This is a genomic window from Mucilaginibacter sp., from assembly GCF_028288225.1.
In the GTDB taxonomy this organism is placed as follows: Bacteria; Bacteroidota; Bacteroidia; order Sphingobacteriales; family Sphingobacteriaceae; genus Mucilaginibacter.
The window spans coordinates 1-16,671 of record NZ_JAQBOC010000083.1; the positions used below are offsets into that span (position 1 = coordinate 1).

General features: G+C 43.0%; 10 protein-coding genes. All 10 read right to left on the reverse strand.

All coding sequences use genetic code 11. The features are described from left to right. Positions 1–168: 168 nt before the first annotated feature. The gene (locus tag JWQ54_RS24735; protein WP_299590412.1) at positions 169–1,149 is read right to left on the reverse strand and encodes a nitrite/sulfite reductase; all 981 of its coding nucleotides are present in this window, start codon (positions 1,147–1,149) and stop codon (positions 169–171) included. A 258-nt stretch (positions 1,150–1,407) separates the two neighbouring features. Continuing rightward, positions 1,408–1,716 carry a hypothetical protein gene (locus tag JWQ54_RS24740; protein ID WP_299590414.1) on the reverse strand — a complete coding sequence of 103 codons (309 nt, stop codon included), beginning with the start codon at positions 1,714–1,716 and terminating at the stop codon, positions 1,408–1,410. Continuing rightward, a complete protein-coding gene (locus tag JWQ54_RS24745) occupies positions 1,713–1,946 on the reverse strand; it encodes a hypothetical protein (protein WP_299590415.1) in 234 nt (77 codons plus the stop codon). The genes JWQ54_RS24740 and JWQ54_RS24745 overlap by 4 nt, the downstream gene beginning before the upstream one ends. 26 nt (positions 1,947–1,972) lie before the next feature. Next, on the reverse strand, positions 1,973–4,225 hold the full coding sequence (locus tag JWQ54_RS24750; protein ID WP_299590417.1) for a glycoside hydrolase family 3 N-terminal domain-containing protein: 2,253 nt from the start codon (positions 4,223–4,225) through the stop codon (positions 1,973–1,975). Continuing rightward, complete coding sequence (locus JWQ54_RS24755; RefSeq protein WP_299590419.1) at positions 4,222–5,625, reverse strand: glucoamylase family protein; 1,404 nt, start codon at positions 5,623–5,625, stop codon at positions 4,222–4,224. Before JWQ54_RS24755 ends, JWQ54_RS24750 begins: the two co-directional genes overlap by 4 nt. Positions 5,626–5,636: 11 nt before the next feature. Then, positions 5,637–7,325, reverse strand: coding sequence for a DNRLRE domain-containing protein (locus JWQ54_RS24760; RefSeq protein ID WP_299590421.1), 1,689 nt, complete (start codon positions 7,323–7,325; stop codon positions 5,637–5,639). 15 nt (positions 7,326–7,340) lie between these two features. Next, positions 7,341–9,992, reverse strand: a complete 2,652-nt coding sequence (locus JWQ54_RS24765; RefSeq protein ID WP_299590423.1) for a glycoside hydrolase family 2 TIM barrel-domain containing protein — start codon at positions 9,990–9,992, stop codon at positions 7,341–7,343. 33 nt (positions 9,993–10,025) lie between these two features. Further along, the gene (locus JWQ54_RS24770) at positions 10,026–11,768 is read right to left on the reverse strand and encodes a RagB/SusD family nutrient uptake outer membrane protein (RefSeq protein ID WP_299590425.1); all 1,743 of its coding nucleotides are present in this window, start codon (positions 11,766–11,768) and stop codon (positions 10,026–10,028) included. 19 nt (positions 11,769–11,787) lie between these two features. Beyond that, positions 11,788–15,108, reverse strand: a complete 3,321-nt coding sequence (locus JWQ54_RS24775) for a SusC/RagA family TonB-linked outer membrane protein (RefSeq protein ID WP_299590427.1) — start codon at positions 15,106–15,108, stop codon at positions 11,788–11,790. Positions 15,109–15,306: 198 nt separating this feature from the next. Continuing rightward, on the reverse strand, positions 15,307–16,449 hold the full coding sequence (locus tag JWQ54_RS24780; RefSeq protein WP_299590429.1) for a FecR family protein: 1,143 nt from the start codon (positions 16,447–16,449) through the stop codon (positions 15,307–15,309). Positions 16,450–16,671: the final 222 nt, after the last annotated feature.

Consider the following 16,671-nt stretch of genomic DNA (forward strand, 5'->3'; position numbering starts at 1 on the left):
GCTCGTCCGGCTGCTGCTGTGCATAATCGTCTAATAACAGCTTTACGGCATCAGGAACCCTTTTAGCAGGCAGTTTAATGACCTTATCCGCAAGGATTCCTTCACCATTGCCGGTAATGCCGCCGCCAAGTAGTACCTGCATGCCTGGCAGTATCATTTTTCCAGCCTTTAATGACATGCCATGAAAGCCAATGTTAGCAACGTATGATGCCCGCAGGCATTCATACAGCCAGAGATCTTGATTTTAATGTCATTGTTATACACCAGTTCATCATAATCTTCAGCCAGCATGCGTTCCAATTCCTGAGCAAGGCCCATAGAACTGGCAATTCCCAGGTTGCAGGTGTCTGTTCCGGGACAGGCAGTAATATCGAACGTACTGTTAAAGCCGGGCTCGGCCAGTCCAAGCTTGTTTAACCCGTTAAACAAGGGAATCAATGCATGCCCCCAGATATATTTAATCAGCATTCCTTGATTTACAGTGATGCGTATGTCTTTTGCCGCATATTGATCTGCCAGGTCTGCCAAACTTCTGGCTGTTTCAGACTTGATATCGCCGGTTGTTAGTTTGATCTGAACGGCGTAATAACCTTTCTGCTTCTGCTCAAAGATGTTTGTCTTCAGCCACTGCACATATTTCAGCTGATCTGATATCGTTTCTCGTTGTATGGCTGGCTCAGGGGGAACAGGTGTGCTTTCAAAATCATCCCGGTCAATCTGCACGGATTGATTTTTTAAAGCTTTCCGTTCCAGGGATACCAGCGTTAAAAACTCTTCAATGCCTAAATCATTGATCAGGTATTTGAGCCGGGCCTTATGACGTTTTGCTCGTTCTCCAAAGCGGTCAAATATCCGCAAACAGGCTTCAGTGAACGGAATGACCTGATCTTCATCTAAAAAGTCAAATACAGGATGGGCCAGGAAAGGCTGCGCTCCAAGTCCGCCCCCAAGCACCACCTTAAAGCCTCTTTTTTCAAGGCCGTTAGCAATTTTTATTTTCGGAATAAAACCAAGATCATGGATAAAAGTATAGGCCGAATCTTTTTCGGAAGATGAGAAGGCTATTTTAAATTTCCGGCCAAGTTCCTGGCAGATCGGGTTGCGCAGGAAATAATTAAACATTCTGGTCGAGCCTCCTGGAATTTTCATCCGGATACCCTGAATTTGATTTTGGCCCCGCGATATAAAAGCCTCTTTTGACAGCAGACAACAGACCTGCTAAGGTCAGTGCATTGATCTTCTCATTAGACCGCTTATAATTTCTTAACCAGCATACCAACAGCTGATGCATAATGGGCTGCCCAATGGTTTGACGGATATCATGGTCAAAAAAAATTAATAAGATAATCGGAAATAATCGATTATCTTATTAAAAAAAACATAAAATTCTTAATAAGGTCTCCGGCCTTATTTTCCCCTTGAACAACTTCCTATATCTGCTCTGACCAATTCCATTGGGAGCCTATTGGATGATCCATTATACATGTACGATCTGCCGTCATCATCGATAAACAATGCCCGGTCGGTAAAACCATGCAATACAGAAGCTACTGGTTTCCAATCGCCTTTTTTGGGATCAGCGGTGTGCAGAATGCTTCCCGCCTCTGAAGGGTTTCCTGTCACATACAGGACAGAGTCTTTGTAATTAAATGCCGCAGGTGCATTTTCTCCTTCGAAATACCATTTTTCGGGTGTTACAAATTGCCAAGTATTCATGTCTTTTGAGAATAGTAGCCATATGACCTGGTAACAAACATATAGTATTCGCCCCTAAATTCAACCACTGCAGGGTCGGCGCCGGACCGATAGGATATGCCGAGATTGGAGTTATGAAAAGTATAAGAATAATCAATATTAAGCGGGTTGCAATAGGTCGTTGTCCGGTATTGCGCTTTTATGTTCAGCGTAATAACAATAAAGAAAGTTAATAATAGGTCTCTTTTCATATCAGGTTATCTAACTTTTATTAACATTACCGGACGATAAACGACGATTCAAGGGTGGCATTGGAATCTCCCCCGATCCAAACATGATAGTTACCGCGTTCTTCCCCGAAACTCATATCACCACGGCAAAAAGACAAATTATCAGGCGTTATGTTAAAAACCAGGCGTTTTGATTCACCGGCATGAAGGTGTACCTTCTGGAAGCCTTTCAACTCTCTCACCGGTCGGGTAACGCTCCCCACCAGATCCCGGATATAGAGTTGGGCGATCTCATCGCCATCTTTTAAACCCGTGTTCGTAACGGTAGCTGAAACTTTTAGCCTGTCGCCGATTTTGATAGGATTGCCCTCCACCGAAATGTCATGGTAATCGAAAGTCGTATAGCTTAAACCGTAACCAAACGGGTAAAGGGGATTGTTAGGCGTAAAAAGGTATCTTGAAGTATATTTATTACTTGATTTGGTCCCTAATATCCCCTCTGGCCGGCCGGTATTTTTTACGTTGTAATGGATAGGCACCTGCCCAACGGTTAGCGGAAAGGTCATGGTCAATTTACCTGATGGATTAAAATCTCCGGTTACGATATCGGCAAGTGCCTCCCCAGCCATTGTGCCGGGTTGCCAGGTGAGTAACACGGCATCCGCCAGCTTTATTTCGCGGCTTAGATCCATGGGGCGGGCAGTTACTAATAATATGATGATCGGCTTGCCCGTTTGCTTCAGCTTCTCTAATAAACGATATTGGATATCGGGTATTTGCAATGAAGTTAAGCTTGCGGCTTCTCCGCTCCACTCGTAGGGCAAACCTAACGTCAATAATACCACATCCGATTGCTCGGCAGCTTTTACAGCATATTCAAAACCATTTGGAATTTCTGAAGTAAACTTGCATCCCTGCGTGTAAGTAATAGTTGGATATCTTTTTTGCAAGCCTGATAAAAAAGCAACAGCGTGCTTCGCCTCGCCGGAAATCGCCCATGAGCCTAACATCTCCCGCTGATTATCAGCAAAAGGCCCAATCAATGCTATTTTTTTATTAAGCGGAATCGGAAGGAGGTTGTTATTGTTTTGCAATAATACCATCGATTTACGGGCCAGCGAACGACATGCGTCCAATGCTTCGGGTTTGTAAAATGCGGTTTTAAATCGCTCTTCATTAAAATATCGGTAGGGGTCGTCAAACAATCCAAGACGATATTTCATGCCTAATACTTCGCCGCAAAGCTTATTGATGGCACTCATACTGACCTTACCTGTCTGCACCAGTTTTTTTAAGTGTAACAAATAAGTATTTCCCACCATATCCATGTTTACGCCGGCATTAATGGCCAGTTCGGCTGCCGATGTTTCATCTTTTGCGATGCCATGGGGGACCATTTCATTAATCGCACTAAAATCGGTTACGATAAAGCCATTGAACCCCAATTCCTTTCTTAGCAGTTTTTTCATCAGAAACTTGTTGCCGGTAGCAGGCACGCCATCATACTCATTAAATGAAGTCATCACGGTGGCAGCTCCTGCATCTACAGCGGAACGATAAGGGGGAAGATAATAATCACGAAATGCCCGTTCAGACATGTCTACCGTATTATAATCACGGCCTGCCTGGACCGCGCCATAAGCTGCAAAATGCTTTACACAGGCCATAATGCTATTAGGTGCGGCAAGGTTTTTACCTTGATAGCCTCTCACCATCGCCGCAGAAATACAGCTACCAAGGAAAGGATCTTCACCGGAACCTTCAGAAACCCGTCCCCACCGGGGATCGTAACTAATATCGCACATGGGCGAATAAGTCCACATCACTCCTGCTGCCGAAGCCTCCGTCGCGGAAACCTGAGCAAATTTCTCTATCTCAGGAATATCCCATGATGATGAAATACCTAAATTTGTTGGAAAAATGGTTTTAAAACCATGGATCACATCCAGTCCAAATAATACCGGTATTTTCATCCGGCTTTTTTCCATCGCAAGCTTTTGGATACGGATAGCGTCCGCCAGTGTTTTTGTGCCGAATACATTGCCGCAAAGTCCTTTGACTACATATTCATCCATGTTTTGGGATTCGGAAGGACCGGTGATCATTCCTTTTCCGGCAAATAATACCAATTGACCTATTTTCTCCTCCAGCGTCATTTTTTTCAGCAGATTTGCTACCTTAATTTTTGTCGCCTGGTCCTGGTAGAAATTCTTTGCAGCCCCTCGTTTAGGAAGCGTTTGCGCCTCACTGAAAACGGATAAACACAATAAAAGAAACAAACATTCGATTGACTTTTTCATTTAACGTATTCCACTTTAATATCTTTCACAAAATGAAGTTTAGATAAACCTGCCTGAATTTCCGGGCAACTCATAAATAACTTCCATAATAAGCCGGTACGATAGTTCTCTATCATCGGGGCAATCGTGCATTCATTATTGGCCAGATAGTTGCGAAGCACCAAATTATCCGTTTCACTGAAACCATCATAAAATCCATATTCACCCCATAGTTTATCACCCATGTCAAAATAATAATGTTTAAGTGCTTTCATTGATTCGGTTGGTGTATAAGGAAAACTACTCAGGGCCGCCGTAGGTGAAATAACTCCCTTGTCATTTTTAAGATTATGAGCCGAATAGCCTTTTACCGAGTATCCTGCCGTAAATCCCCAGCAATTATCGCCGTAGCCCTTAAACCCCTTAGGATTGCTAACACAATAGGCATGCTGGATTTTTGCCTGACTAACGTTCACATCCCAATAATTTATGCCCAATTCATCTTTTAAACCACGAGGGTCAAACCCTATGTAGGAAAAAAATGTCCAGAACATAGGCCCAACGTAATTTTCACCAGTATTATGTTTTACAATAACGGGATAGCCATAAAGCGAATTCGTATTTAGTATCGCGCCCGCCCGGCAAAAACCGTTATAATAGCTTGATTTAGGAAGGCTATGGGTAGGTGAAGAGGCACCCAAAATATAAGCCATCAGCGACTCATTATACCCCATCAATGGGAAATTCTTTTCGAAAGCATAATTAGGCGACCAATGCCAAAACATATAGTCATGATCGTTTCGGTACCAGTTCCAATCCATTTCGCGCCACAACCCATCTATTTGCCCAGCAATCGATTTTTCTTTCTTATTACCATCTTTCAAATATTGCCTCACACATAATAACGATTCCATCATAAAAGAACTTTCGGCCACATCTCCGCCGTCGTCTTTACTCGTAGCATTGGCAAATGGAATCGTTTCACCGGTGACGGCCCGAATCCAATGCGGCCACATACCATGGTATCGTTTAGCTTTAGCTAAAAAAGTAACAATCTTATCCAGACGGTCGACTCCTTGCTTGTGTGTTATAAAGCCGCGTTCCATGGCGACAATAATACCTGCAACGCCGAAGCCCGAGCCGCCTACGGTAATCACATCATGATCTTTATCCGGATTATCGGCAAGCATGCGCACGCGGGCCAAACCGGAAGAGGGCTCAGCTCCGTTCCACATGTATTCAAAATGGCTCTTTTGGATATAGGACAAGAATTCTTCATCATTTTTGAATTTTAGTTTACGTGTTTTACCTTGGGCATGCGACATAATGGTGTCTTTTACCATCCTGTTCGCATGACTGGTGGTAAATACGGCTAGTAGCAGACAGGACAATAAATATTTAATTTTTGATATTTTGTTCATGTTGTTTAATATTATTTTTGAGTAGGTTGATCAATAAATTTTAATTCGGGCATCCTTGTATCAGCGGTTGCCGGCCAATAAATGCGACAAACTTCGGCGCGTTTTTTTATTCTATCCATCCTGTATTCGCCATATTTTAGCTTTACCCAGCTGGCAGCTATGGCCACCGGATCCCCGCCCGCTTCATACCTTAATTTTAGACGGGGCAAGCCAAATATGGATTGGAAAAACAGCATCCGGTCATGATACACCCCCATGCGGCACATGGCATCAAACAAAGCCGGCGAATCCTTGCCTGTATCAAGCAATCGGTAGACTTCATCCAAGGCTGTTTTTACCGAATCCATGGCTTGGTTCTCTGAAATGATATAATCACGCAACCGGGGCGCTACTTTTTTTAGCCCGGCTGGCGTAATGCCTGACATGGCTACAAATTTTTCGGTCTGCGCTTTGATATTTGCGGTTAATGCTTCCGGTGTTTTTTTATCCCAGTTACCATTCTTATCATACACACTCCATATACCACTATAACTGCCGTTTTCCTTTTTTATACGGTTGGCAAACAGGAAGGCCATTTGTTTTGTGGTTAAAATTTGGTCGACTACGTTACCCGCTTCATACCAATTTTGCTCCTTGACATATTCCCATACATGCCAGGCATTCTGATTTTTCATCATCACCCTTTTGCAGGCCGCGGTGTCCTTTGCAGCTACATACTTATCCAATAACGTCATGTTATTGGTTAGGGTAACATAGCTATACGGTAGAATAAACTCGCCATCTATCATGACATCCCACAGGTAAGGGAATATTTTATTCTGCTCAGAAAGTTTAAGATTCTTGGTATCGCGGCTCCAGTCAGCATATCTAAAGGTTTCGTCGTTAAGCCACTTGAGATAGCCCGGGTCTGATAGTGACGGTAACTGGTAACGTTTATTGTTTGAAATAGCTATTGAATTCGGCTTAGCTATGAGCTCGCGGCCGTCTACCACCAATTGCGGTCCTTTGCCCAAATAGTGCTCCGATGAGGTAAACTGTACATGCTCTCCAAACCTGACATTGTCGGCTGTTTTTAAAAGTAAGCCTGCGTTGGTTTGAGGCCTATCGATCCAGCGTTGCACCAGTTTCGCCGGGATCTCAAACTCAAGCCATTCCCCCTCTTCCCGATCTGCAATGGCAGTAGCGATTGGTTTTTCTGCAAAGTCGATCCCGGGCTTGGCACATCCTTCGGCACCGGCCCAGGCTTTATCGTTGATTTTCAGCTTCCAGCTTGAAGCGTTTTTTTGTGGCATGGATTCCATCTCGCCTGCACGCCAATCGGCATTTGCAGGTTCAATTTCGTGTAGGTAAATGGGTATTTTTTTTGTAATCTGGGTAATACATTTGGGTTTATATATCCTGAATTTAGCTGATTTGATAGCGCCGGACGCAATGCCGCTCAAATTGAAACGGATAAGCGTTACTCCATAATACTCATTCCATACACTCGTCGCATAGCCAATATCCAGTATTTGCGATTTACCAAAATTCCACTGCGACCAGTACGTGTAGGCACCAAATGTTTCTTTACTTTGACGCAAGGTAACATCTTCTACATCCTTTACTGCTGAAATGACGATCTTTTGAGCTTTAAGGCTGAGGCCCATACAGGTTAACAAAAATATCCCGGTCAGTTTTGTGATCAATATTCTTTTTTTCATAACGTTGCTGTTTTTTTAGTTCCTGGTCACACGAATCCCGCTTAAAATAGCTTTGCCGCGCACGGGGCTGAATTTCACTTCGATACCATTGTTATCGCGGGCTGCTGTTTTAACCTCAAAAGTTACCGCCCGAAGACTACCATAATCATGCGCAAGGTTTAGTCCATCAATAACATTTAGCCCGTTTATAGCAACATTAAACTGCCGGGTATCGCCCCGGCCGGTTTGCTCTGCGGCGCCGGAAAAAGTGTATAAACTGTCATTGGCTTGCATTTTGGTATTGTACTCCATAAAACATAAGGTTATCGTATAGCTGCCGTTTGGGACATCAAACCGATAAGCCCCGATCCCCTCGTTAAATGTTTGGAATAAAGGATTACTGGTGGTCCCCAGGATATTACCCGACACCCCCACTTTTAGCTGCCGGTCTATTTTGGTATAAGGTGCGCCGCCAATATACCCCCATCCTCCATTTTTATATGGCTGGTCCGGAATCCATAATACGTGGGTGTTCGGTTCAAAAAATGATTGAAATGAGCCAACGTTTACCGCTAAATCATTGAACATTTTGCTATTGAGCTTAACGGGTATCACTTCGAAATGAACTGTTGCCCGGTCGGTGTGGCCTTTTCCGTCCGTGGCCTCCAACAGATTACTGCCTTGTACAAACGGCACATCAAAAACAACTTGTTTATCCTTGGCTTGTTTTAACCCAATTACCCTGCCATTCAGTTTGAATATTGTGGGGTTCAGGTTCGTGTACACAGTCACTGGCTGGGTGCTTTTCCCCTGGCCATCGGCGTTTTCAACGCCGGTCCGTTGCAGGTTGTTACGCGTCGCAATACTTAGTACCGGCTCTTTACTAAAATAAGCCCGGTACAGGTCGCAAACGGCTTTTTCGGTCCGGTCATAACTGACCAAGCCTTTTTGATTGATAAAAGGCGTGGCGTTAGCCCTGTTCTCGGCACCAAAATCGGCAAAGTTCCACGCAGCGAAGCCTGATAAGAAAGGCATGGCCAGCATTTGCTTTAAATAGGAAGCGTGGAGAACCTGTTCATATTCTTCCGAAAAGTCCTGCGGAAGCGGAACAAGCGCGTGATTGCGAATATCCGCATCTGCGCCAAATTCAGAAACGATCATTGGACGGTTCGGGTATCTCATATGTTCCCTGTTCAAAAACTTGCTCAAATCTTCCAGTTTATCATAATACCAGCCGAAATATAAGTTCCAGCCAACTACATCCGGAATATCGGAGATGCCATAAGTATTGTAACCCTGCTCAAAATGTTGAGCCATCACCGTTGGCCTTGATGATTCACTTTTAGTTAACGCATTTAGTTTTTTGGCCAGTTCAATAGTAGCATCGGCAACCTGTTTACGCTTTTCTTCGCTTAGTTTTTTATCTGACAGCATTTTGATATAAATCTCATTCATGTAGCCATATAAAATCACACACGGGTGGTTACGCGTTTGCCTGATCTGCTCACGCTGCATATTAAGGCAGTTACTGGTAAATTCTTCTGTCTGGGTGATCTCGTTTACGATAGGGATTTCTGACCATACCAGGATACCTAATTCGTCGCAGGTGCGATAAACCTCGGGCGCCTGCGGATAGTGGGCTAACCGCATAAAATTAAACCCCAGCGATTTAATTTTGGTATAATCATTCCGATGGTAATCATCTGTCAGCGCATTGCCCTTCCCGCTGAAATCCTGGTGCCGGTTAGTGCCTATGAGTTTAAAAGCTTTGCCATTCAGCATAAACCCCCCTTGGCCCGAAAAAGCATACCAACGCAGGCCTACCGGTAATGATAATTCATCACTTACCGCGCCATTCTCAATCACCCGTATGACCGCATGATATAAATAGGGATCATCCGGCGACCAAAGTTTAGGCTTGGTTATTTCAATTTTATCCTGCTTGAAATCAGCCACGGTATGACTTGGTATTACCAGGCTTGATGTTTTACTGACTACTGCTTGTTGATCTTTATCAAAAATAATGGCCTGAATAGTCACCTCTTTACTGGCGGTAGTGTTATTGACTACTTTGCCAACTAATTTGATCACAGCTTTTTGATCAGACACCAGGGGTGTTTCTACCGTTACGCCATCCGACGCCATATCTGCAATATCAAAATGTACAGGTTCGGCAACAATGAGCCGCACATTACGATAAATGCCGCCATAGAAAGTAAAGTCAGCATTTAGCGGCGGTATATTTTCATCGTGTTTATTATCTACTTTGACCGTAATCAAGTTCTGCTGACCGTAGTTTAATTGATCACTGAGGTCAAAATTAAAAGCGGTATAACCGCCTTTGTGAACACCTAAATGGCGGCCATTTAAATACACGTTAGTTTCCTGGTTGGCACCCTCAAAATGAATATATATACTTTTACCTTTCCATTGTAAAGGAATACTTATCACCTTGGCATACCAGCCAATACCCCTGTAATAGCCGCGCTCTTCGTCAAAAGCGTCTTTATCATTCCAGGTATGAGGCAGGTTAATGGTTTGCCAGCTTTGCAGTTCCTGAGGAGTAACCGCAGCTGAAACATCGCCATGATGAAATTTCCACCCGCTGTTTATCGTTGTATTGATTCGCTGGGCCTGCAATTGCGTAGCGCAAAGCAGGATCCATATATTGAATATAATCTTCTTCATTTAAAACAAATTGTTTGGCTTTTGGCCGGTGTACTAATCTTCAGGCGTTACGTTTTTTTCATAGCCCACATAGCCATAGTTTTGATTAATGCGGTATAACGTATTATCCTGTATGACGCTTTGGGGTACCGGCCAGTAAATATGATAAGGTTCTATATGGTATTGCTTCGTGTTATAAAGCATTTGTGTTTTGTAAAATTGATTTTTAGCCATCATCCGGTCGTAATAGTAATTCTTCAAATAAATATTATTTAAAGTATAACCATTTTTATTCAGAGATGCCATAATATAGGATATCCGGGTAAGTTCTATTTTACGAAACTCTTCAATAAACAATTCACGCGCCCGTTCGTCGAGCACATCATCTATTGAAACGCTTGTGGCTGGAATCGGGCTGGCACCAGCTCTGACACGTATAGCATTGATATCATCAGCTGCTTCTTTATCATGTCCGGTTAGCCATACATACGCCTCGGCACGCAGTAAATAAGTTTCGGCTAGACGGTATACATACCAGTCCATTGTTCCGCCTAAGATATTCAGTCCTTGTCCTTTAGGCTTAAATTCGTCATCAACCACAATTTTATTAAATACAATATCATCATAGCCACGCAAGGTATCTACACAACGTGCACGCACTAACGGCTGACCATAATTCGCCGTACCTTTTTTGTTGTATAACAATGCTTCCATTGGCAACCAATTGGGTGCGTTATGTCTTAGGTCATTCTTATCTTTCCAAAGTGTGTAGGCAAAATATACTGTCTTTTTACTTTTACCAATCCCACGACCGGTAAAACTGATCTGCGGTTCGCCGTCCAGTCCGTCAATGGTGCCCGGTTTACCCTTAGTATCGTTATTATTTTTATACCATTCTGTTAAAAACTCGCGCATGCGTTCCGAGCCGGAAGTTCCGCCGGAAATACCGGGGTAGTCCTGTACGACCATGATTTTTTCCGTATTGGTGGCTGCAGAGGCATTGTATTTATGGAACAAGTCCCACATAACATTTTTTGTAGCGTCAGCCGCATCGCTACCGAAACGCCTTTTCATCAAGGCATATTTCGAATTCGAGATGATCCTGGTAGTCATATTTACTGCATCCTGAAAGCGTCCAGCCTGAAGGTAATATTTACTGAGTAACTGTTCTGCCGCCCCGAGATTGGTCGATCCATTTGGTGCGTCCTGGGGTAAATATTGGATAGCAAATTCCAAATTAGCGATCATCGTTTTAATAATCTTGCGTTTGGTTGACGTGTGAAAGTCTAATTTTGGCTGGGTAATTTCTTCAGTAATTAGCGGTACGTCTCCCCAAGTATTGATTAATTTATAATACCAGTAGCCCAAATAAAAATACCCTTCGCTTAGCGATTCGTTTTTAGTCGCATCCGGGGCATTTAATATTTTTGAGCTGCTGATCACCGTATTGGCATAATTGATCTCCTGGTACTGGTCGTCCCATAGCTGCTTTACCAAGCCTGTTGACGGCAATAGTTCAGTAACAAAATCCCTTGGACTGCCATTAACCTGTACCCCCATGTCTGATGCCAGATAATCAATATTCACCCTGCAACCTCTGCCCATAAATTCCAACCTTAATCCTTCACTGCATCTTACTAACAAAGATTGTATCCCTTCCTTGGTATTATAGGAATTATCGGGGCTTAAAAATGATTGTGGATTTGGGTTAAGCCACCCTTTTTTACAGGACGGCACGATCATTAAAATTACCGCTAGACAAGCAACTGTATGTTTTTTTAGTGTAATCTGTTTCATATGGTTAAGATTAATAGGGTTATAGCGTTAAACTAATTCCTGCTGTAAGTGTAAATGGTGTCGGCGCACCTGTTTCGATATCCCAGTATTGCGATTTGTCAATACTCCATACATTATCTGCATTAAGAAAGATCCGCGCATTTTGTATCTGCGCCTTTTTAAGTAACTTAGGATTAAACCGATAAGCTATGGAAAAGTCATCCATACGCAAAAAACCTGCATTTGTATAAATATCTCCTGTTTTTGAATAGCCTAAACGTGCCCAATTGTTTAACTGATTGTCAGGCGTCCAGTAGGGTTTGACCAATTGGCTTACCCTGTCAGAATACCCGGAGTTTATCGCGTCATTGTCTAAGATCTTTTTGTTTCCCAGGTTTGCGCTTAGCAGGAAGGAAATATCTACAGCGTTGTATAACGTGAGGCTATGGCGCTGGCTAAAACGAAAGCGGGGTTTAGTATAGCCCTGCCACACATAATCAAGCGGCTCCAATTTATTATCATCATTGCTGTCAAAAGTCTTATAATCGCCCGGTACACGACCATATTTTGCTGCTTTATCTTTTTCAGCTGTTTGCCATACCCCTACGATCTGATAGCCGTAAATTTCATCCAAGGAATGACCGATATATCGCCCGTTAGTTGGGTCGTCAACTTCTACTTGTCCTATTACGTTTCCGTTGGCATCCAAAACATCTTTTTTATCGCCATACAGATGCACTATTTTATTTCGGTTAAAAGAGAAAGTAAAATTAGTGTTCCATTTAAATCGGGGTTTTTGAATTAGGCCTGCGCCAATCGTCAATTCGAGGCCCCTATTATCCAATTGGCCTAAATTTGAAATCACACTGGTGTAACCTGTTAAAGTAGGTAAGGTACGGGCGAGTAGCAAATTTTTCGTGGTCATTAGATACATGTCTAATGTCGCGGTTATGCGATTTCTAAAAAAGCCCATATCCAACCCGAAATTTAGCGAGGCCGTTTGTTCCCATTTCAGGTCGGTGTTGGCCATATTGGTTGGATAGAGCGAAATAGTTGTTTGACCATCGCGTACATAGGTACCATTCGTAAGCTGGGACAGCGCGGTGTATCTTCCAATACCGCTATTACCGCTTAAACCGTAAGATACACGCACTTTAGTTTCGCTTATCCAGTCAATAGGTTTCATGAAACCCTCTTCACTGACCTTCCACGCTACGGCAAGCGATGGAAAATTTGCCCATGGATTGGATTGCCCGAAGGCTGAATAGCCATCGCGGCGGATAGACGCCGTAAGCAGATATTTATCGTTATAAGTGTAGTTTAACCTGGCCAGTATAGATGCCCTGGTATCGGATTCATCGTCGGAATTTACATTTGGCGTACCGCCAAGGCTAATATCATGAAAGGTTAAAGCCTGTGAAATATTAAAATTGGTGGCGTTGGCATCGGTTTGCCTTGAGCTGTATTTTGCGGTATTATACAGCAAAAGCACATTGACTTTGTGTTTTTGGGCGATAGTTTGTTCCCAATGCAAAATGTGATCCACAGACCAGTCATATTGCTGGAACTCTTCACGGGAAGCGGAGCCATTGGTCAATAGGGCAGCGATGGTATAATTGGGCTTATACGTATAAGTTGATTTATTTCCCCAATGATTATTATAATCCATTTCATAACCAATATTAAAAGGCAACTTTACCTTGGCAAATAAGGAACCTATAATGTTTTGATTGCGTTTTTCACCGTTGTATTGGGTCTTATCAAATGGGTTACGTCCAATAATATCCGTATTCGGATAGTTGTTATAGTGCCCGTTAGCGTCATAAAGATCACCCAAAGGGCTGTTAGTGTAAGCCAATTGCCATTCAGCCGGAGTATCATCCTGCCTTGTTGAGGAAAAATTAACGCGGGCGCCGGTTTGTAAATAGCTGGTGACATCTGCGGTGATATTAATGCGTGTACGTACATTGCGGTAGTTGTCATTATAAACCACACCGGCATTATCCAGCAGGCCCAAAGACCAATAGTAATTCAGGTTACTGGTTTTACCGGATATACTGGCATTATAATCGTGCATAGTTCCATTCCTGAAAACTTTATTTACCCAGTTGATAGATTTGCCGGCATTATAATTAGCTATTTCTCCCGGGTACAGGTTTAGTCGCAGCAACCAATAATCCATCGGGTTAGCATTGGCTGGCACGCCTGTCCCGTCATATTTAAGCCATGTCTGCAGGTCGACTGATTTTAGCGCACGCGGATCTTTGTAATATTCACGTTGCGTCGCATGTGTTGCGTATTTAGATTCCATCGCATCAGCACGCATGTTCAGATAGTCGTCTACTCCGTAAGCCTTTTCTTTTGTAAGCAATGCTGAAACACCGCTTTTTACATCAAAATTAATCGTAGGTTTATCTGTCTTTCCTTTTTTTGTGGTTAGGATAATGACACCCGCTGCGGCTCTTGACCCATAAATCGCCGTAGAACTCGCATCTTTTAAAACGTCAATAGTCTCTATATCCTCCGGGTTAATATCATTTAATAGCCCCTGGAAGATCATCCCATCTACGACAATCAAGGGTTGGGTACTGGCGCCAATGGAAGTAGCACCACGAACCTCAAAAGACTGCGCCCCGGTCACCGACGAACTGCGAGAAATATTAAGGCCGGCTATGCTTCCCCGCAAATAATCTGCAATGGATAGGGCCTCTTTATTTTGCAGCTGTGACATGTTGATATGGGAAACCGCTCCGGTAAGGTCTGATTTCTTTTGCGTGCCATACCCGACCACTATAATTTCATTAAGTGCCGCAGGCTTACTTTGCAATTGAATATCAATTTTTGTCCGGTTATTTACGGCGATCTCCTGTGTCATATAGCCTACAAAACTGTAGACCAGGATACCTTTGCCGTCCGGTATCAAAATGGAGTAGTTACCGTTGGCGTCCGCTATCGAAGTTCTGCTGCCGTCCTTTAGCCTGATGGTTACGCCAGGTAGTGTTTCCCCTTTTTCATCGGTAACCTTGCCTGAAATAGAAATTTCATGAACTTCACCTGTTTCAATTTGTTTTTTCGGCGCAATAACTATCGTATTTTTGTTAATGACATAGGAGAACGGCTGTCCTTTGAAACATTGCTCTAAAGCTTGTGAAAGGGTGGCATTTTTAATATGAACGTTAACGGCTCTGGCATTTCTTAAGATATCAGCATCATAAAAAATACTGTAACCACTTTGGATTCGAATATCATTTAATGTTTCCCGTAACGGGGCGTTGTCTTTATTTAGACTTATCCTTTGTGCAAAAGAGGTGGCGCTGGCTTGCATAAAAGCCAGCAGGCACATAAAAAAAGACATCCTCATAATCAGCAATAATTTAGGTATAATACAGGCGTTATTCCTGCATCGAATTGCATAAGATTTTTTATACATTTGGGTATTAGGTTTTTTTTAATTGGTTTTGAATACGATTATTGAAATACCTGATTCAGCTGCCCACAGCTGTTACCAGGGGCGCTCCAACGCTCCTGGTTTATAGGTAATTTGGTATGGAGATTAGTACTAGTTCATCAATATAATTTTCCTCCCTTCTATTTTATACTGTATCCCGCTCGAAATATTCATATTATCAAGCAGTTCGGTAACACTTTTGTACCTTGAAATGATTCCACCGAATTTTTTTTCCTGAATATCGCCTCGATATTCGACATCAAAGTCATACCATCGGGCGGCCTTCTTCATGACCACCTTGATATTTTCATCATTAAAAATGAATAAACCATTTTTCCAGGCCATTACAGCTTCTATGTTAGCTTTCTTAACCACCAGAGATTCAGGTAGATCATTGATCGCGATCTGTCCGGGAACTAAAATAGCCTGCCGCTGACCATAAATCAGTTTTACAGAGCCCTCGAGCAACGTTGTGTTAATATGGTTGTCATCTGCATAGGCTTCCACATTAAAGTGTGTGCCCAATACCTCGATTTGCTGCCTGTTACCGGTATTTACGCGGAACGGTTTTTGGGGATTCTTGGCGATCTCAAAATATGCCTCGCCGCTCAATTCCACTTCCCTGGTTTTACCGGTAAAGGCGGTGGGGTATTTTATACTTGAAGCAGCATTGAGCCAAACATGAGACCCATCGGGTAAATAGATTTGATATTGCCCACCCCGTGGCGTGGTAACGGTATTGTACGCGACTTGGCTATTTGCAGTTTCTTCTTTCTGTTCTTTGATATGGTAGACGATCTGGCCGTCAGCGGCTTTGGTAATAGCTATATTCCCCTGTGTCGCTAATCGCCCGTTTTGCGCACCGGTTAATACGATAGTTTTGCCATTGGCCAAGGTCAATGTTGCTTTATTCCCTCCCGGCGCAATACCCATTTTTTCACGAAGCGGAGCGGTATTTTTAACTATAAGAACAGCCGGCTTCTTCATTAAAATATAAGTAACCACAGATAAGCAAACGATAAATGAAGCGGCTACTGCAATGCGCGGCCACAAACTGATTTTTTGTTGCTGGTGATTTTTGACCGCCTGTATTCGAAGCCATATTTCTTTGCCGGCCTGTTCAAAATCGTCTTCGGTTAAACCAGTTGAGTCTCCCTCATCATGCATGAGCATCCACTTTTCTATCAGCCGCAACTCCTTTTTTGAACAGGTGCCGTTTTTAAATTTGGATAATAATTCTTCTTCGTTTGTCATTGGTGCCAAAAAGGTATAAATGCTCTTATTACATTATGACAACTTAAGAACCGGCAGTGGGTAACGCAGAATAAAAAAAAACTAAAATTCACGTAAATACTGTAAAATGTAGCGTAGCATTTGACGAATTCCCAACCTTATATGTGAATAGCATGGATACCCTTTTCGCTACTGCCAGGTCTAATTTAGTTGCAACGACGGTCGCTGTTCAGGATTTTAGCC

What these genes read in the sequence shown, in the direction of transcription:
- JWQ54_RS24755 (WP_299590419.1), bottom strand. Translation starts at nt 5,625, where the DNA reads ATGAACAAAATATCAAAAATTAAATATTTATTGTCCTGTCTGCTACTA.
- JWQ54_RS24760 (WP_299590421.1), bottom strand. Translation starts at nt 7,325, where the DNA reads ATGAAAAAAAGAATATTGATCACAAAACTGACCGGGATATTTTTGTTA.
- JWQ54_RS24770 (WP_299590425.1), bottom strand. Translation starts at nt 11,768, where the DNA reads ATGAAACAGATTACACTAAAAAAACATACAGTTGCTTGTCTAGCGGTA.
- JWQ54_RS24775 (WP_299590427.1), bottom strand. Translation starts at nt 15,108, where the DNA reads ATGAGGATGTCTTTTTTTATGTGCCTGCTGGCTTTTATGCAAGCCAGC.
- JWQ54_RS24740 (WP_299590414.1), bottom strand. Translation starts at nt 1,716, where the DNA reads ATGAATACTTGGCAATTTGTAACACCCGAAAAATGGTATTTCGAAGGA.
- JWQ54_RS24735 (WP_299590412.1), bottom strand. Translation starts at nt 1,149, where the DNA reads ATGAAAATTCCAGGAGGCTCGACCAGAATGTTTAATTATTTCCTGCGC.
- JWQ54_RS24780 (WP_299590429.1), bottom strand. Translation starts at nt 16,449, where the DNA reads ATGACAAACGAAGAAGAATTATTATCCAAATTTAAAAACGGCACCTGT.
- JWQ54_RS24745 (WP_299590415.1), bottom strand. Translation starts at nt 1,946, where the DNA reads ATGAAAAGAGACCTATTATTAACTTTCTTTATTGTTATTACGCTGAAC.
- JWQ54_RS24765 (WP_299590423.1), bottom strand. Translation starts at nt 9,992, where the DNA reads ATGAAGAAGATTATATTCAATATATGGATCCTGCTTTGCGCTACGCAA.
- JWQ54_RS24750 (WP_299590417.1), bottom strand. Translation starts at nt 4,225, where the DNA reads ATGAAAAAGTCAATCGAATGTTTGTTTCTTTTATTGTGTTTATCCGTT.